The organism is Halomonas sp. JB37 (genome assembly GCF_002332255.1).
Lineage (GTDB): Bacteria > Pseudomonadota > Gammaproteobacteria > Pseudomonadales > Halomonadaceae > Vreelandella > Vreelandella casei.
The window spans coordinates 520,004-536,665 of the sequence record NZ_NRGW01000001.1 but is presented as its reverse complement, the minus strand read 5'-3'; the positions used below and the strand labels follow the sequence as shown (position 1 = coordinate 536,665).

Sequence of the window (16,662 nt, the reverse complement as noted above, 5' to 3'; positions counted from 1 at the left end):
TCATGTTTTATATCTTCTGCCCTTACTGCAAGGAGCACCGCGAGGAAGAGGAGTTCCACGCTCGCGGCCAGGCCCACCTGATGCGCCCCTCCGACCCGGACAATACCAACGACGAAGAGTGGGGCGACTACCTGTTCTTCCGCAACAACCCGCGCGGCATTCACCACGAAATGTGGGTGCACTCAGTGGGCTGTCGCAAGTTTTTCAATATCACCCGCAACACGGTGACCTACGAGATCCTTGAAACCTACCCCATGGGTGAGCAGCCGACCATGACGGCGGCAGCGCCCAACGTTCGTCACGAACAAGGCGTTCAAACGGCCGATGGTGGCTGGCAGACCGTGGGCGCACGCCCTGAAAGCAAGGCACTGAACGAGGAGGCCTCGTCATGACCCAGAAAAATCGTATTGATGCCGGCGGTCGCGTCGATCGCTCCCAGGTGCTTGAGTTCACCTTTAACGGCCAGAGCTACCAAGGTTTTAAGGGCGACACGCTGGCCTCGGCACTGCTCGCCAACGGCGTGGATATCGTCAACCGCAGCTTCAAGTACTCACGCGCTCGCGGGATTGTCGCCGCAGGTGCTGAAGAGCCCAATGCGGTCGTCCAGCTAGGCGCCCGGGATAACACTCAGGTGCCCAACGTCCGTGCCACCCAGCAAGGCCTGTATAACGGTCTGGTGGCGCGTAGTACCAACGGTTGGCCTAACGTCCAGCGTGACGTAATGAGCTGGGTAGGCCGCCTGGGTGGTAACTTCATGCCGCCGGGGTTCTACTACAAAACCTTCATGGCTCCTGCCTCAATGTGGATGACTTATGAGAAGTACATCCGCATGGGCGCGGGCCTGGGCCGCGCGCCCACTGAATCCGACCCAGATATCTACGATCACATGCATCATCACTGCGATGTGATGGTGATTGGTGCGGGCCCGGCGGGTCTTGCCGCGGCGCTTACCGCCGCCCGTGCCGGCGCCCGCGTTATCCTGTGCGACGAGCAAGAAGAAATGGGCGGCTCGCTGCTGGACAGCCGCGAGACCCTTGATGGTATCGCCGCGTCGCGCTGGATTAAGCAGACACTCAACGAGCTTGCTGGTATGGAAACCGTGATGCTGTTGCCGCGCACCACCGCTAACGGTTATCACGATCACAACTTTGTCACGCTGCACGAGCGGCGTACCGAGCACCTGGCCGATACTGCTCGTGAAGCGGGCTTCCCCGATGAGTCGCGGGCACGGCTGCACCGCGTGCGCGCCGCCCAGGTGGTGCTGGCCAGCGGCACCCACGAACGCCCGCTGGTGTATGCCAACAATGACCTGCCAGGCAATATGCTCGCCGGAGCGGTCTCCAACTACATCCGCCGCTATGCGGTGGTGCCCGGCAACAGCCTGGTGCTCACCACCAGCAACGACCACGCCTATCGTGCCGCGCTTGACTGGAAAGAGGCTGGGCGCAAGGTCGTCGCGATTGTCGATGCGCGGGCCACCCCCGACGGCGACCTGGTTCGTCAGGCCCGCGACAGCGGTATTCGCGTTATCACCGGCAGTGCCGTGATTGAGTCGCGTGGCAACCAGCGCGTCACCGGGGCACGGGTTTCCGCCATTGATCTCAAGCGCCATGCGGTGACCGGGAAGGTCGAAGAACTTGTGTGCGATACCATCGCAAGCTCTGGCGGCTATAGCCCGGTGGTTCACCTGTCTTCACACACCGGTACGCGGCCCGTCTGGAATGATGAGCTGCTGGGCTTTATACCCGGCAAGGTCAGGGGCATGCAATCGGTAGGCGGCGTGGCCGGTTACTATGCGTTGAGCGAGACACTGGCTGATGGCGCTCGCGCTGGCCGCCTGGCCGCGCTGGAAAGTGGCTTTAACAACGCTCAGGATATCGTGCTGCCGGCTACTCAGGCGCGACGCGACGCCCCGGCCTGCGCACTTTATCAGGTGCCCCATGAAAAGAGCGCCCTACGTGCCCCCAAGCAGTTTGTTGACCTGCAAAACGATGTCACCGCCGCGGGCATTGAAGTGGCCACCCGCGAAGGCTTTGAATCCATCGAACACGTCAAGCGCTACACCGCACTGGGCTTTGGTACCGACCAGGGCAAGCTGGGTAATATCAACGGCATGGCGATTGCCGCTCGCTGCCTGGATCGATCAATTCCTGAAGTAGGCACCACCGTCTTCCGACCCAACTATACGCCGGTGACGTTTGGATCCATCGTTGGTCGTCACTGCGGAGAGCTGTTTGACCCAGAGCGCTACACCGCGCTGCACCAATGGCATGTGGAGAATAGCGCTGAGTTCGAGGACGTGGGTCAGTGGAAGCGTCCCTGGTATTTCCCACGCTCCGTGAATGGAAAAATGGAAACAATGCACGAAGCGGTCAACCGCGAGTGTTTAGCCGTCCGCGAAGGCGTGGGTATTCTCGACGCCTCCACCCTGGGTAAGATCGATATTCAGGGACCGGATGCCCGCGAGTTCCTGGGCCGCATCTATACCAACAAGTGGGCCCAGCTCGCCCCCGGGCGCGTGCGCTACGGCCTGATGTGTAAAGACGACGGTATGCTGATGGACGACGGCACCACCAGTTGCCTGGGCGATAACCACTTCCTGATGACCACCACCACCGGTGGCGCGGCAGGCGTGCTGGAATGGCTGGAGCTGTGGCACCAGACCGAATGGCCCGAGCTTCAGGTCTACTTCAATTCGGTAACCGACCACTGGGCGACCATGACCGTAACCGGCCCGGATGCGCGTAAGCTGCTTTCCGAGCTAACGGATATGGATCTTGATAAAGAGAACTTCAAGTTCATGGACTGGCGCGATGCGACGGTCGCCGAAGTGCCTGCGCGTATCTTCCGTATCTCGTTTACCGGGGAGCTGGCGTTTGAAATCAACGTGCAGGCCAACTACGCCATGCACGTCTGGAAAAAACTCTTTGAGCACGGCAAGAAGTATGACCTGACGCCCTACGGCACCGAAACTATGCACGTGCTGCGTGCCGAAAAAGGCCTGATCATTGTCGGTCAGGATACCGATGGCTCGGTGACGCCGGAAGATCTCGGCATGCAGTGGGCGATCGGTTACGACAAACCTTTCGCATGGATCGGCAAGCGGGCCCTGTCGCGCCCAGATACCCGCCGCAAGGACCGCAAGCAGTTTGTCGGCTTAAAGCCAAAAGATCCAAGCGTTGTATTGGAGGAAGGCGCGCAGATCGTCTTCGACGGCAAGCAATCCATTCCCATGGATATGAAAGGCCACGTCACGTCGAGCTACTACAGCGCCTCGCTCAAGCACGGCTTTGCGCTTGCCGTGGTGATGGGTGGGCACGAACGCATGGGCCAGACCGTGTATATCCCCATGACGGACGGCACGGTGCATGAAGCCGAAATCGTAAGCCCTGTGTTTATCGACCCGAAAGGAGAGCGTCAGCATGTCTAATGTATGCGAGTTTAATACCGTGCCCGACGGCAACCCGCAGGTCGAATCTCCAATGGCATGGAGCTACCAGCAGCACCCGGCGCCCCGCGCTAACGGCCAGGCAGGTGTTGTCCTGCGTGAAAAAGCGCTGATGGGCCATCTGGTACTACGTGGCGGAGCCATCGTGCTGGATGAAGCGGTTCGCGCAACGCTGGGTATGAACCTACCGGCCAAGCCCAATGCATTGGAGCATGACGATAGCGGCGAGCGCTCCATCCAGTGGCTCTCGCCCGATGAGTGGCTGGTGATCGTGCCGGGTGGCGAGGAGTTCAAGCTCGAACGCGCACTGCGCGAGGCGCTGGGAGACGCTCACTTCAGCATCATCAACGCCAGCGGTGGCCAAACGGTATTGACGCTTAGCGGCGCTAACGCCCGCGAGGTGCTGATGAAGTCGACCTCCTACGATGTGCATCCCAATGCCTTTCCGGTCGGTAAGGGCGTGACCACAGTGTTTGCCAAAGCCACTGTTGTCCTGCGCCGCCCTTCCGAGACGCACTGGGAGCTGGTCGTGCGCCGCAGCTTTGCCGACTACTGCTACCGCTGGTTGCTCGACGCCTCAGCGGAATATGGTATCGATACACAATAATAAGCTGGCAGGTCGGCATCGCCGATCTGCCCTGACTGCTGATTAAGCTGATGAAAGAGAAGCGCCATGAGCCGAATGACGGATACCTGGATACTTGCCGCCCAATGCCCCAGTATTTTGGGCACGGTCGATGTCGTTACCCGCTTTTTAAAGGAGCAGCACTGTTATATCACCGAACTTAACTCCTTCGATGACCGGCTAGGCGAGCGTTTCTTTATTCGGGCGGAATTTCGTCCTGAGCTTGATGCCTTCAATGAGCAGGCGTTTCAGGAACATTTTGAACATCGCGCGGCCGAGTTCGGCATGACATTCGAGCTAACGCCTCCCGCCAAGAAAACGGGTGCCGTGATTCTTGTATCTAAAGCGGATCACTGCCTAAACGATCTTCTTTACCGCTACCGTACCGGTCAGCTGCCGCTGGACATCAAGGCGATTATCTCCAATCACCCGGACCTTGAGTCTTTAGCGAGCTGGCACGATCTGCCTTACTATCATATACCCATCACTCCCGACACCAAGGCTGAGCAAGAGGCCCAGGTGCTCGATATTATTGAAGATACTGGAGCGGAGCTGGTAATTCTGGCGCGCTACATGCAGGTTCTGTCGCCGCACATGTGCGAGCTTCTGAGCGGGCGAGCCATCAATATTCACCACTCACTGCTGCCGGGCTTCAAAGGTGCAAAACCTTACCACCAGGCCTATGAAAAAGGCGTAAAGCTGGTCGGCGCCACGGCTCACTACATCAATAATGACCTGGATGAGGGGCCAATTATAGCCCAAGGGGTAGAGCCGGTCGACCACGCGCACTACCCTGAGGATCTGGTTGCCAAAGGGCGCGATATAGAGTGCCTGACGCTGGCTAGGGCTATTGGTTATCACCTTGAGCGACGGGTTTTCTTGCATAACGGGCGCACGGTCGTGTTCGGCAACTGATCTCGCATAACGCAACGTTTTCACTAAAGCCAACAGCACAATAGTTAAGTCTGTTCATCGGTTTTGACGACTGGTAAATAATGCGTCAGTTATGCGCGTTTATCCTGTTTCAAACCTGGTGAGCCGGCTTTTTATTCCCAATTCAGAGGTCTTCCATGCCTATCAGTGTTTTCGATCTTTTCAAGATTGGCGTCGGCCCATCGAGCTCGCATACGGTTGGCCCCATGATGGCAGCCTTCAAGTTTGCGGCGGTTCTGCGCGATAGCCAGATACTCGACCAGGTGGGCCGTCTGGAGGTGCACCTATATGGCTCGCTTTCCGCCACGGGTATTGGCCATGGAACCGACCATGCCATTGTCATGGGCTTGTTGGGAGAGCGGCCTGACAGCATCGATCCCTCGATTATCTTGCCGACAATTGACACGTTAAAAGCCACCCAATGTTTGTCGCTGGGGCGTCAGAAAGCCGTTGCTTTCGTTTGGGATCGAGACATTATCTTTCATGAAGAGAGCCTACCCCACCACCCCAATGCCATGAAGCTTTGCGCCTTTGCAGAGGACGACAGCCTGCTAACCGCCAATACCTATTACTCAGTGGGCGGTGGCTTTGTGGTCGACCAAACTCAGGTGGATGCCAAACTTGAAGACATGGACACGGCTGAAATCCCTTTCGATTTCAACAGTGCCGAAGAGCTTCTGACTATCTGCAAGCGCGAAAACATGAGCATCAGCCGCCTGATGATGGAAAACGAGAAAACATGGCGCCCGGAAGAAGAGGTCAGAAGCGAGCTTTGGCGCATCTGGCAGGTCATGTGTGAGTGCATTAATAATGGGCTGACCCATGAGGGTATTCTGCCCGGGGGGCTCAACGTCAAACGCCGAGCCAGGCAGCTTCATCAACGCCTGCAAGCGGCCGAGCAGAACGACTGCCTGATCGCTACAACCTTCTCCGCCATGGAGTGGGTCAATATCTTTGCGCTCGCCGTGAACGAAGAGAATGCCGCGGGCGGACGCATGGTGACGGCCCCGACAAATGGGGCTGCAGGCATTATTCCCGCGGTGCTGCACTACTATATGAAGTTTCAGGCGGGCGCCAGCGAGCGCAACGTAGTGGATTTCCTGCTCGCCGCCAGCGCGATCGGCATTCTATGCAAGAAAAACGCCTCCATATCCGGCGCAGAAGTAGGCTGCCAGGGCGAGGTTGGCTCGGCATGCGCCATGGCGGCTGCCGGCTTGGCTGAAGTCATGGGCGCCACGCCTGAGCAGGTTGAAAACGCCGCCGAAATCGGCTTGGAGCACAATCTGGGCCTGACCTGTGACCCGGTGGGCGGCCTGGTTCAGGTGCCCTGCATCGAGCGCAATGCCATCGCCACCGTCAAGGCGATCAACGCCGCCCAGATGGCCCTGCGCGGCGACGGCACCCACTTTATCTCCCTAGATAAAGTCATCCGCACGATGCGCGATACTGGAAAAGACATGCTGGATAAGTACAAGGAAACGTCCAAGGGCGGATTGGCCGTTAATGCCATTGAGTGCTAGAGAGTACGCTTTAGCCATACATTGCTGAGCTAACATACTATCTAGCGCTGGGTTCATTAAAAGCCCAAGTAATGCTTGGGCACATCGCCTTAATCAGCCGCCAATACATTGAGGAGCTTTTGCGCAAACAGCGCCGAGGCCTCTACCGAGGGCACATGGCCCACGCCGTCAAAAATATCCAGCGGTGCGCCATCGAGCTCCGCTGCGAGTGCTTCCAGCGTCGCGGGCGGGGTGGCTAGATCTTCACTGCCACCCAACAGCTGTACGTTGACGTGCTTGCCAGTCAGCTTTCCTGTAAAGCTATCGCGCCCCAGCATTTCACACAGCTGGGCGTAAGATTCATCATCGCCACGGCCCATTTGGGTGCACCAGCCGGCTTTCAACGCGGGGTTTGCGGCAAACGCCGTCGGTGCAAACCAGCGCGGCACGATCTCTTGAGACATCGCCGCTAGGCCTTCCTGGCGCACGCGGCCTGCACGGGTGCTCCACAGCTCCGCAGTGCCGATCACCGCGCCGGTGTTGGTTAGCGTGACGGAGAGCAGGCGATGTGCATGTTCGGCTATCAGTTGCTGACCAACCACGCCGCCTATCGAGGTGCCGGCGAAGTGAAAGCGTGCAGCGCCTGCAAGCTCTACCAGCGCAAGCGCCTCTGCGGCGAGATCAGCGGGGCTGATGCGCTTACCGCCCACTGCCTGGCTAGCACCATGACCGGGTAGATCCCAGGTGAGCACTCGATAGCTAGGCAGCAGTGCAGGAATGACGTCATCCCATACCGCTTGGCTCATGCCCAGCGGATGCGCCAGCACCACGAGTGGATTGGCTTCTGCTCCGAGCAGCCGGTAAGCCACGCTGCGACCGCTGATGATATGGAATGCCATAGTGCCTCCGTTAAACCCGTTCGATTAGCGTTGCGATACCCTGACCAACACCCACGCACATGGTGCACAGCGCGTAGCGTTTGCCGCTGTTTTGCAGCTCAAATGCAGCCGTCATGAGCAGACGTGCTCCTGACATGCCCAGTGGATGGCCAAGAGCAATCGCGCCGCCGTTAGGATTCACGCGAGGGTCATCGTCTTGCAAACCCAGGTCGCGCATGCAGGCCAGCGCCTGAGCGGCGAACGCTTCATTGAATTCAAATACATCGATCTCGTCGATAGAAACACCGGTACGCTTCAGCAGTTTCTGTACAGCCGGTACCGGTCCGTAGCCCATAATACGCGGCTCAACGCCTGCGGTGGCCATTCCAATAATTTTCGCTATTGGTTTAAGACCGTGCTGTTTAACCGCCGCTTCGCTGGCCACCAGCATCGCCGCCGCACCGTCGTTGACACCGGAGGCATTACCCGCCGTAACGCTGCCGCCCTCACGGAAAGGGGTTGCTAAGCCCGCCAGCTTATCGAGCGTGGTTTCCCGCAGATGCTCATCCTGATCAAATATCAGGGGCGCCTGCTTGCGCCGCGGGATCTCAATCGCCGTAATCTCTTGGGAAAAGCGCCCGGCTTTTTGGGCAGTCGCGGCTTTCTGCTGCGAGCGCAGCGCAAACGCATCCTGATCTTCCCGGGAGATATTGAACTGCTCGGCGACGTTTTCTGCGGTCTCCGGCATGGAGTCAACGCCGTAAGCTTTCTTCATTAGCGGGTTGATAAAGCGCCAGCCAATAGTGGTGTCTTCAATTTTTTGGCCACGAGAGTAGGCGCTATCGGCTTTGCCCATGACATAGGGTGCGCGGGACATAGACTCAACGCCACCGGCAAGCGCCAGCGCCATCTCGCCCGCTTTAATGGCGCGAAAGGCCGTGCCAACCGCGTCCATACCCGAGCCACACAGGCGGTTCATGGTGGTGCCAGGTACCGAGGTGGGGATACCCGCCAATAGCGACGACATACGCGCCACATTGCGGTTATCGTCACCGGCCTGGTTGGCGCAGCCCATAAAGACTTCTTCAATCGCCGCGGGATCAAGAGCCGGTGCTTCTGCCAGGACGGCTTTAAAAATAGTGGCGGCGAAATCATCGGGACGTACGCCGGCTAACGTGCCGCCAAAACGACCGATGGCGGTGCGTCGGGGATGGCAAAGGTAGACGTTTTTAATATCGACATCACTCATAAAAAACTCCTTATTCGCCGGCGTGAGCGCGTTCAGTACGTGCTTTCAACTCGCGTAAGATCGCCAGCTCTTTTTCGCTGGGCTCAGGCGTGCTTTCAAGCTGTTCAGCAAAGCGTACTTCCCACCCCGTAGCATCCATTACGTCGCTGCGGCTAATGCCGGGATGTAGCGATACCACCACCAGCTCTTTCGTCTCCGGATCGGGTTTCATCACGCACAGGTCAGTAATCACGCGGGTAGGCCCTTTGCCAATATTGGGTACGTTATCGCGCCCTTTCCCGTCACGACCAAAGCCTAACGTAGTCACAAAATCAACGTCCTTAACAAATGCCCGTCTGCTGTGCTTAAGCGTAATAAATACTTCGCCTGCGTTAGTGGCAATTTCTGGCGCGCCACCGCCGCCCGGTAGGCGGACTTTGGGCGCTTTGTAATCGCCAATCAGCGTGGTATTCAGATTGGCAAAACGGTCGATTTGCGCAGTGCCTAAAAATCCCACATTGACCTTTCCGCCCTGCAGCCAGTAGCGGAACATTTCCGGTACTGCCACGGTGGTCAGCGCGGACTCACACAGTTCGCCATCGCCGATCGACAGCGGCAGAATGTCCGGCTTGGTTTGTAGCGTGCCAGACTCATAGATCAGCACCACGTCAGGCGCGTGGGTCAACCGCGCCAAGTTGGCGGCCTCAGAAGGCAAGCCGATGCCCACAAAGCAGGTCATGCCATTTTCAAGCGCCCGCGCCGCGGTCACTGACATCATTTCTGAAGAGCTATATTCCAGATTCATCAGGCGCGGCCTCCTACGTTGAACACGTTGTCATCAAGCCATTCAGTAAAGGTATCGCGGTCGCGGGCGATGGCATCCCACTCTTTATAAAAGCGATTGCTGCGGCCGTAATAGCCATGGGTATACGAGGGCAGCGCACCTTTCTCAGCCACCGCAATGGCGCTGATGGCCCAGCCGGGAATCACGCAGGCATTAGGGTGCGTATTAAGGTCATCAACGATTTCTTCTACGGTAACGATACTGTGCTTAGCCGCCAGCACTGCTTCTTTTTGCACACCGACAATCCCCTCCACCAGCACGTTGCCTTGGCGGTCGGCGCGCTGGGCGTGAATAATCGACACATCCGGACGCACTGATGGCACAGCGGCCAAGCGCTCTCCGGTAAATGGGCATTCAATGAACTTGATTTGGTCGTTCACACTAGGCAACTCACTGCCCACATAGCCGCGCAGCACCGCGAGCGGTAAACCTGCCGTACCGGCTTCAAAAGCACAGGCCATGGCCGCATGGCTATGCTCAAGAATATCGATCTTATGGGGCCAGCCTTTCTCAACCGCATCGCGCAGACGGTGTAGCGAGCCCACGCCGGGATTACCTCCCCAAGAGAAAATCACTTTTCTCGCGCAGCCCGCGCCAATCAACTGATCGTAGATGATATCGGGCGTCATGCGAATTAGCGTTAGGTCACGTTTTTTTTGGCGGATTACTTCGTGGCCCGCAGCAAAAGGAATGAGGTGGGTAAAGCCTTCCATGGCTACAGTGGCGCCGTCTTGGACGTAGCGCGCTACCGCGTCATGCAAGCTGAGAAACTCGGCCATATAGGATGCCTCTTAGCAGGTCGTTGGCGAATCGCAGGAGCCTGTTCGTCTTGCGAACATAGATTCTTAATGCGAACAATTTACTGCCGAACGCTAATCGGGTCAAACACTACCGCGGGAGCTTAAGGTTTAATCGATAAATTTATGCTCCTAATAATTATCTTAAAATTCATATTTTTCAGACTATTATATAATTTCATCAGCTTTTTTAGCGTTCGCTTCATTAGCGCGCCTGCTACCAAGGTATAGTCTCACTAAGGCGCTCCACTCACCTTTTTTAACCGCGCAGATGACTGGATCGCTATACGCTGGCCACCGGCGTTACCGGTGAACCTATCGCGCCGGGTAAGCGCAGCGGAGGCGCTGTCAGTAAGAACCGATTACGTTCACGGCTATGCAGCCATTGCGCTAAGTCCTTCAGATACCACAGCTCCGCCAACGGCAAGCCGAGCTTGAATAAGCAGTGGTGGTGCAAGGGAAGCTTGGAGCAGCAGCCAGGCTCCAATTCGCGATCCATGTTCTCTACCGCGTAATTATCAGCGCAGATGGCCGAAATTCCGCTCTCGGTGATCCACTTCAGCAGGGCCTGATCGCTGCCGTCGAGCACGGCGCCAGTATTTTTCAGCACATCCGGCTGTGGCTTGCCTTGCATATCCAGTAACGCCTCTGCGAAGCCCGTGCGCAATACCAGCATATCGCCACGCTCAATCACCACGTTCAGTTGCTCCAGCGCCGCCATCAGCACCGCATGGCCTACCAGCGTTCTTCCCATGCCAAACACACGAACCAAATCAACCAATACGGCCCGGCCCTGCATACCATGCACGGCCATATTTTCAACACCCAAACGCTGGGCATAAGAGCCATGCTGTTGATGGGGCTGCTGACTCAAATTGAGCACATCCTGGTCAGCCAAATAGCCGTTGTAATAGCGACGCTCTGGCTGCCCGTCATTATCGCCATCGAACAGAGCGCCCACATGGGCAAGCGAGTCCCACTGTGTGGAGTACTGCAGCGAGAGCTGAACCTGATCGTCACTAATAACGTCCTGTAACTCAGGGCTATGAGTGGCGAGAGGAAAATTGATGTACTGGTCATCACCGAGCGCCGTGGGAGATAGCTTTGGCGGTGAGCGGCGAGGATTCAGTACCTTGCCACCAGGAATATCCAGCGGCAGCGACAGGCAGAACGTTACGCCCTCAAGCACTTCCTTAACGCCTTTGAGCACCTGTTCAGGCCCAATCAGATTGACCCGACCTAGCTGATCATCGGGCCCGAAATCACCCCAGTTACTGCCTTCAGGGCGCTGTTTCCATCGTGGCTGATTCATGACTCTCCTTTTTGCTCATGCTGTGTGGCAATGGCAATAATACGTTGCAGGCTCTCTCGCTCCTGAGTCTGGTGTTGCGCCCGGGACTCCTGGCTCCAGCGGTAAAAGCCGCGCCCGGCCTTGGCACCTAGACGCCCCTGGGCAACGTAGTCTTCAAGCAGTGCAGCAGGTTCATCACGCGAATCAAGATCCGGATAAAGGTAGCGAGCGATATTCAGGTGAATATCTAGCCCATTAAGGTCGCGCTGGCATAGCGGGCCATTGAGCGCCATGCGCACGCCGATGGAGTACTGCACGATGTCATCCAGCGCCTCCGCCTCTACCACGCCTTTCTCTAATAGAGAGAGGCATTCACGCATAATGGCATGCTGAATTCGGTTGGCGACAAATCCAGGCACGCAGGTATTGAGTACCGCCGGGCGTTTTCCCAACTGTTTCAACCAGCGACACGCCGTTTCCACGACCGCAGCCTCCGTATGGCTACCGGGAACCACTTCTACGGTAGGAACAATGTCTGCCGGGTTAAAGAAGTGCGTACCTAGAAAACGTTGCGGTAAGCGTAGGCTGCTTCCGATATCATCAATAAAGATACCCGAAGTATTGGTCATGATAATCGTGGTGTCGGCCACGCTGGCCTCGATTTGGGCCACGACCTTCTGCTTGATGGCGATATTCTCGGTCACACTTTCGATAACAAAATCTGGGGTCTGATTCATTTCCAACTGAGTGGTAAAACAGACGTCAGCAGCGCCCGCCCCCATACTCAGGCGGCTGGCTTCCAGCACCTGCGGGTTGGTATCCACCACCACCACGTGAACACCCTGCGCGGCCATTAACTTAGCTAGCGTGGTGCCCATCGTGCCGGCCCCCACCACAACGGCTTGCAATGAATCGTGTTGCATTAGCTTTGCTCCCTTCACGGCGTCTGATGAGCTTTGTAGTTAGGCTTAGACAAACGTCGCATTGAATAAAATCATAAGCGGGTTAACTATGACGCCATAAAACGAACTTATGTACGCTATGCGCACATAGTAGACAATGTCGAATATGCCGACAATAGAGGTCTTTACCAATGAATGCGCTGGCCAATTTCTTCACCCGGCTCGTTAATCGCTACATGCCTGACCCTCTGGTCATTGCCATACTGCTGACCGTGCTGACCATGCTATTAGCCGTGCTGATGCAGGGCACCAGCCCATTGGATGCGGTGCGTTATTGGGGCAACGGCTTCTGGGACCTGCTCGCGTTTAGCATGCAGATGACAGTTATCCTTTTAGCGGGCTATATTCTGGCCAAAACGCCGTTAGTAGACGGCGCCCTCAACCGTATCGCTGCGCGCGTTAAAACACCCTTTATGGCGATTGTTGCCGCGACCCTGGTAGGCGGTATCGGCAGCTGGTTGAACTGGGGGTTCGGGCTGGTGATCGGCGGAATCGTTGCTCAGAAGCTGGCACTGAACGTGAAAGGCCTGCACTACCCTCTGGTGATTGCCGCTGCTTATTCAGGCTTTGCGCTTTATGGCATTGGCCTGTCGGGTAGCGTGCCGCTGCTGATTGCCACCGAAGGGCACTTTCTTCAGGACACCATCGGGCTGATACCACTTAGCGAAACAATCTTCTCGCCTATTCTTTTGATCACCAGCGCCTTTATTCTTCTCACCCTGCCCTTTTTCAATGCTTGGCTGCACCCTAAAAAAGCCGCAGATATTGTTGAAATCGATCCAAGCTCCGTCGCTAAATCCTCCGAAGTCCCTCTGGCTAAAGGCGAAAAAGCCACCGTTGCTGAGCGCATGAATCACAGCAGATGGGTGGGCATCGGTATTGGCTTGCTGGGTATGCTGTATATCGCGCTGTATGCGTTTGATGGCGGTTCGCTAAATCTTAATACGGTCAACTTCGCTTTCCTTTTCCTCGGCATACTGCTGTTTGCGTCACCGGCCCACTACCTAGCCGCCTTGGCAGACGGGGTGCGCATCGTTTCCGGCATCATCGTGCAATATCCTTTTTACGCGGGGATCATGGGTATTCTGGTCGGCTCGGGCTTAGTAGTGTCGTTCGCTAATATCTTTGTGGATATCTCCAGCGCACAAACGCTGCCTATCTGGTCGTTTATCAGCGGCGGCATTATCAACCTGCTAGCCCCTTCTGGTGGCGGTCAGTGGGCGGTTCAAGGCCCGGTCATGGTGCAAGCCGCCACAGAGCTGGGTGCTTCCCAGGCAGCGACGGCACTGGCCGTGCAGATAGGCGATCAGTGGACCAACATGGTTCAGCCGTTTTGGATCCTCCCGGTACTGGCTATCTCTGGCTTGAAGTTACGCGATGTGATGGGCTATATGGTGCTGATCCTGATTTATCTGGGAATCATCTATGCCAGCGCTGTAATGATCTGGGGCTATCTTGGCGCCTAAAGAGCGCTGCTGACTAACCTTACTCAAGGATTCGCGCATGCCCTTTCTCATCGAAACGTTCGACAAGCCCGACCACCAGGCGCTACGCCTGGAAGTGCGCCAGGCCCACTTAGAGTATCTAGACGCCAACGTCACGCTATTGTTGGCCTGTGGTGCCAAGCTTTCTGACGACGGCACCACGGCTTCTGGCGGCCTCTATTTAGTCGATCTAGAAAGCCGCGAAGAAGCTGAACGCTTCATTAAGGCTGACCCGTTCCATAAAGCGGAGCTATTTGCCGAGGTCAACATCGTGCGCTGGCGGCAAGCCTACCTGAATCGCCAAAACACCCTGTAACGCGAACCCAAGGGAGACATACGATGCTGTTTCATGTGGAAATGACCGTAAAACTGCCGCCGGACATGCCTGCCGAGCAAGCCGCTGAGATTAAGTCGAAAGAAAAAGCCTACTCTCAGGAATTACAGCGCCAGGGTAAGTGGCGCCATCTATGGCGGGTGGCTGGCAGTTACGCCAATGTCAGCATTTTTGACGTTAATGACAACGCGGAACTGCAAGATCTTATTAGCGGTTTACCGCTGTTTCCTTATATGGATATCCAGGTAAAACCGCTGTGTCAGCACCCGTCATCAGTTCGCGAGAACGATGCATAAAAAGCACTGATTGCTTGCCCGCTAAGCGCAGGCTCACTCGATCGACATAGGCTGGGAATATCGGAATGAGTCAACACTCTGCTCAACACGAAAGCACCTCAAAACACTGTGCGGTGGTTACCGGCGGGGCCAGAAACATTGGCGAAGCTATCGCCTTGCGGCTTCAGCAGGATGGCTATCAGGTTATCGTAGTGGATATCGTCGAGCCGGATGCGGCGTCGTTGAAGGCCCACGCGCATCAAGTCGACCTTTCCGATGCGGATGCCACTCGGCGCGTGATGGCCGACATTGCCGAACGCTATTCGGTGACTCGGCTGGTTAATAATGTCGGTATTGTGGCACCGGCACTGCTTGAAGAGGTGCAGCTTGAGGACTTCGATAAGTTAATGCACCTCAATGCGCGCTCAGCGCTGGTCTGCACCCAGGCGCTACTGCCGGCCATGAAAGCCAACGGTATGGGCCGCATCGTGTTGAACACCAGCCGTGTCGTGCTAGGCAAAGAAGCCCGTACAGTTTACAGCGCCACCAAGGGAGCGCTGCAGTCCATGGCCAGAACCTGGGCGCTAGAGCTTGCGCAGCACAACATCACGGTCAACTGCGTCGCCCCCGGCCCCATCGCGACTAGTGCTTTCTGGCAGAACAACCCGCCTGACTCTGAACGAGCCCGTCGCATCATTGATAATATTCCTCTGCAGCGTATGGGCCAGCCCGAAGACGTCGCCCAAGCAGTCAGTTTCTATTGCGACGAGCGCAGCGGGTTCATTACGGGCCAGACCCTATTCGTGTGTGGCGGCGTTACCGTCGGCTAAGCGTTTATTTCACCACGCCTTTTTGACGCAGAGCGCTGATATCTAAGGCGCTCTTATGCAGTAAATTGTGCAGGATTTGATCCGTGTCTTCGCCTAATTTAGGCGGAGGCTTGCAGTATTCCAGGGGTGTTTTGGAATACTTAATAGGATTAGCCACACCGGGCACGTCGCCCGCTTCAGATGCCAACGCTATCTTCATATTGCGCGCTTTAACCTGCGGGTCATCAAAGACTTGAGCAATCGTCTGAATAGGCCCACAAGGCACGCTGATGGTGCTTAAGGCCGCTATCCATTCACCGCTAGTGCGCGTTCGCGTGATCGCCACCATAATCGGGATTAGCTCAAGCCGGTGCTTGACCCGCTCAGGGTTGGTGCTAAAGCGCACATCAACGGCCAGTTCCGGCCGCTCGACCGCCTCGCAAAACCGCTTAAACTGCCCATCGTTGCCGATGGCGATGATCACTTTTTCGCCGTCCGCGGTCGGAAACGGTTGGTAAGGCACGAGATTAGGATGGTACTCGCCAGTACGGGTTGGAGAGTTACCGCTGCAGAAATAATTAAGCGCTTGATTAGCCAGCCAGCTGACCTGCACATCGAGCAGCGCCATATCAATATACTGCCCCTCCCCGGTCAAATGCCGATGATGCAGCGCACCGAGAATGGCAATGCTGGCATTCATACCCGTGGTCAGGTCGGAGACGGCCATGCCGACGCGCTGAGGGCCGGCGCCAGGCTCCCCATCGGCGGCGCCGGTTATGCTCATTAACCCTGCCTGAGCTTGGATCAAATAATCATAGCCCGCCATAGACGCCATGGGCCCCGTCTGGCCGAAGCCGGTGATCGAGCAGTAAATCAGACTCGGATTAATGGCCTCTAATGTGGCGTAATCGAGACCTTTACGCGCCAGCCCACCACTCTTAAAGTTCTCCACCAAAATATCGCTTTGTGCTGCCAGTTCGCGCACCAACGCCTGCCCTTCCGGCTGGCTAATATCGACCGTCACTGAATGCTTGCCGCGATTGGCCGAAAGATAATAGGCCGACTCGGCGGTATCCTTGCCCTGGCTATCTTTTAACCAGGGAGGCCCCCAGTGACGCGTATCATCACCCAGCGTTGGGTGCTCAATCTTAATAACCTCAGCCCCCATGTCGGCCAGTATCTGCGTACACCAGGGTCCGGCCATCACTCGGCTTAAATCCAGTACGCGTAAGCCTGTCAGTGGTCCCGCCATCGC

General features: G+C 56.7%; 16 protein-coding genes. 9 read left to right on the top strand and 7 right to left on the bottom strand.

Going from position 1 to position 16,662, the window contains the following annotated elements; translation table 11 throughout:
* The first annotated feature begins 2 nt into the window (after positions 1-2).
* The 5 genes from CIK78_RS02640 to CIK78_RS02620 all read left to right on the top strand — a co-directional run bounded on the left by CIK78_RS02640 (position 3) and on the right by CIK78_RS02620 (position 6,526).
* Positions 3-392 (top strand): sarcosine oxidase subunit delta, encoded by a 390-nt coding sequence (locus CIK78_RS02640; RefSeq protein WP_096276964.1) that lies wholly within the window; start codon positions 3-5, stop codon positions 390-392.
* Complete coding sequence (locus tag CIK78_RS02635) at positions 389-3,430, top strand: sarcosine oxidase subunit alpha family protein (RefSeq protein WP_096276962.1); 3,042 nt, start codon at positions 389-391, stop codon at positions 3,428-3,430. The genes CIK78_RS02640 and CIK78_RS02635 overlap by 4 nt, the downstream gene beginning before the upstream one ends.
* A complete protein-coding gene (gene soxG, locus CIK78_RS02630) occupies positions 3,423-4,055 on the top strand; it encodes a sarcosine oxidase subunit gamma family protein (protein ID WP_096276960.1) in 633 nt (210 codons plus the stop codon). Before CIK78_RS02635 ends, soxG begins: the two co-directional genes overlap by 8 nt.
* 66 nt (positions 4,056-4,121) lie before the next feature.
* On the top strand, positions 4,122-4,988 hold the full coding sequence (gene purU / locus CIK78_RS02625) for a formyltetrahydrofolate deformylase (RefSeq protein WP_096276957.1): 867 nt from the start codon (positions 4,122-4,124) through the stop codon (positions 4,986-4,988).
* Between the two features lie 155 nt (positions 4,989-5,143).
* On the top strand, positions 5,144-6,526 hold the full coding sequence (locus CIK78_RS02620; protein WP_096276955.1) for an L-serine ammonia-lyase: 1,383 nt from the start codon (positions 5,144-5,146) through the stop codon (positions 6,524-6,526).
* 89 nt (positions 6,527-6,615) lie between these two features.
* Here the strand turns inward: CIK78_RS02620 and CIK78_RS02615 are convergent, their stop codons facing one another.
* The 6 genes from CIK78_RS02615 to CIK78_RS02590 all read right to left on the bottom strand — a co-directional run bounded on the left by CIK78_RS02615 (position 6,616) and on the right by CIK78_RS02590 (position 12,466).
* Positions 6,616-7,404 carry an alpha/beta fold hydrolase gene (locus tag CIK78_RS02615; RefSeq protein ID WP_096276953.1) on the bottom strand — a complete coding sequence of 263 codons (789 nt, stop codon included), beginning with the start codon at positions 7,402-7,404 and terminating at the stop codon, positions 6,616-6,618.
* A gap of 10 nt (positions 7,405-7,414) precedes the next feature.
* On the bottom strand, positions 7,415-8,632 hold the full coding sequence (pcaF, locus tag CIK78_RS02610) for a 3-oxoadipyl-CoA thiolase (protein ID WP_096276951.1): 1,218 nt from the start codon (positions 8,630-8,632) through the stop codon (positions 7,415-7,417).
* Between the two features lie 10 nt (positions 8,633-8,642).
* Complete coding sequence (locus tag CIK78_RS02605) at positions 8,643-9,410, bottom strand: CoA-transferase subunit beta (protein ID WP_318781603.1); 768 nt, start codon at positions 9,408-9,410, stop codon at positions 8,643-8,645.
* A 5-nt stretch (positions 9,411-9,415) separates the two neighbouring features.
* Entirely contained in the window at positions 9,416-10,234 is an 819-nt protein-coding gene (locus CIK78_RS02600; protein WP_096276946.1) for a CoA-transferase, read from the bottom strand.
* A 301-nt stretch (positions 10,235-10,535) separates the two neighbouring features.
* Positions 10,536-11,564 carry a cyclase family protein gene (locus tag CIK78_RS02595; protein WP_096276944.1) on the bottom strand — a complete coding sequence of 343 codons (1,029 nt, stop codon included), beginning with the start codon at positions 11,562-11,564 and terminating at the stop codon, positions 10,536-10,538.
* Positions 11,561-12,466 (bottom strand): 3-hydroxyacyl-CoA dehydrogenase NAD-binding domain-containing protein, encoded by a 906-nt coding sequence (locus tag CIK78_RS02590; protein ID WP_096276942.1) that lies wholly within the window; start codon positions 12,464-12,466, stop codon positions 11,561-11,563. The genes CIK78_RS02595 and CIK78_RS02590 overlap by 4 nt, the downstream gene beginning before the upstream one ends.
* A gap of 170 nt (positions 12,467-12,636) precedes the next feature.
* Here CIK78_RS02590 and CIK78_RS02585 point away from each other — a divergent pair, with 170 nt between their 5' ends.
* From CIK78_RS02585 to CIK78_RS02570, 4 genes are all read left to right on the top strand, one after another.
* The gene (locus tag CIK78_RS02585; protein ID WP_096276940.1) at positions 12,637-13,971 is read left to right on the top strand and encodes a TIGR00366 family protein; all 1,335 of its coding nucleotides are present in this window, start codon (positions 12,637-12,639) and stop codon (positions 13,969-13,971) included.
* A gap of 37 nt (positions 13,972-14,008) precedes the next feature.
* Positions 14,009-14,305, top strand: coding sequence for a YciI family protein (locus CIK78_RS02580; RefSeq protein ID WP_096276938.1), 297 nt, complete (start codon positions 14,009-14,011; stop codon positions 14,303-14,305).
* Between the two features lie 23 nt (positions 14,306-14,328).
* Positions 14,329-14,619, top strand: coding sequence for a muconolactone Delta-isomerase (catC, locus tag CIK78_RS02575; RefSeq protein ID WP_096276936.1), 291 nt, complete (start codon positions 14,329-14,331; stop codon positions 14,617-14,619).
* A gap of 65 nt (positions 14,620-14,684) precedes the next feature.
* Positions 14,685-15,428, top strand: coding sequence for an SDR family oxidoreductase (locus tag CIK78_RS02570; RefSeq protein WP_096276934.1), 744 nt, complete (start codon positions 14,685-14,687; stop codon positions 15,426-15,428).
* Between the two features lie 4 nt (positions 15,429-15,432).
* On the opposite strand, the gene CIK78_RS02565 is transcribed toward CIK78_RS02570, so the two are convergent.
* Positions 15,433-16,659 carry a CaiB/BaiF CoA-transferase family protein gene (locus CIK78_RS02565; protein ID WP_096276932.1) on the bottom strand — a complete coding sequence of 409 codons (1,227 nt, stop codon included), beginning with the start codon at positions 16,657-16,659 and terminating at the stop codon, positions 15,433-15,435.
* Positions 16,660-16,662 lie beyond the last annotated feature (3 nt).

What these genes read in the sequence shown, in the direction of transcription:
- CIK78_RS02640 (WP_096276964.1), top strand. Translation starts at nt 3, where the DNA reads ATGTTTTATATCTTCTGCCCTTACTGCAAGGAGCACCGCGAGGAAGAG.
- CIK78_RS02635 (WP_096276962.1), top strand. Translation starts at nt 389, where the DNA reads ATGACCCAGAAAAATCGTATTGATGCCGGCGGTCGCGTCGATCGCTCC.
- soxG (WP_096276960.1), top strand. Translation starts at nt 3,423, where the DNA reads ATGTCTAATGTATGCGAGTTTAATACCGTGCCCGACGGCAACCCGCAG.
- purU (WP_096276957.1), top strand. Translation starts at nt 4,122, where the DNA reads ATGAGCCGAATGACGGATACCTGGATACTTGCCGCCCAATGCCCCAGT.
- CIK78_RS02620 (WP_096276955.1), top strand. Translation starts at nt 5,144, where the DNA reads ATGCCTATCAGTGTTTTCGATCTTTTCAAGATTGGCGTCGGCCCATCG.
- CIK78_RS02615 (WP_096276953.1), bottom strand. Translation starts at nt 7,404, where the DNA reads ATGGCATTCCATATCATCAGCGGTCGCAGCGTGGCTTACCGGCTGCTC.
- pcaF (WP_096276951.1), bottom strand. Translation starts at nt 8,632, where the DNA reads ATGAGTGATGTCGATATTAAAAACGTCTACCTTTGCCATCCCCGACGC.
- CIK78_RS02600 (WP_096276946.1), bottom strand. Translation starts at nt 10,234, where the DNA reads ATGGCCGAGTTTCTCAGCTTGCATGACGCGGTAGCGCGCTACGTCCAA.
- CIK78_RS02595 (WP_096276944.1), bottom strand. Translation starts at nt 11,564, where the DNA reads ATGAATCAGCCACGATGGAAACAGCGCCCTGAAGGCAGTAACTGGGGT.
- CIK78_RS02590 (WP_096276942.1), bottom strand. Translation starts at nt 12,466, where the DNA reads ATGCAACACGATTCATTGCAAGCCGTTGTGGTGGGGGCCGGCACGATG.
- CIK78_RS02585 (WP_096276940.1), top strand. Translation starts at nt 12,637, where the DNA reads ATGAATGCGCTGGCCAATTTCTTCACCCGGCTCGTTAATCGCTACATG.
- CIK78_RS02580 (WP_096276938.1), top strand. Translation starts at nt 14,009, where the DNA reads ATGCCCTTTCTCATCGAAACGTTCGACAAGCCCGACCACCAGGCGCTA.
- catC (WP_096276936.1), top strand. Translation starts at nt 14,329, where the DNA reads ATGCTGTTTCATGTGGAAATGACCGTAAAACTGCCGCCGGACATGCCT.
- CIK78_RS02570 (WP_096276934.1), top strand. Translation starts at nt 14,685, where the DNA reads ATGAGTCAACACTCTGCTCAACACGAAAGCACCTCAAAACACTGTGCG.
- CIK78_RS02565 (WP_096276932.1), bottom strand. Translation starts at nt 16,659, where the DNA reads ATGGCGGGACCACTGACAGGCTTACGCGTACTGGATTTAAGCCGAGTG.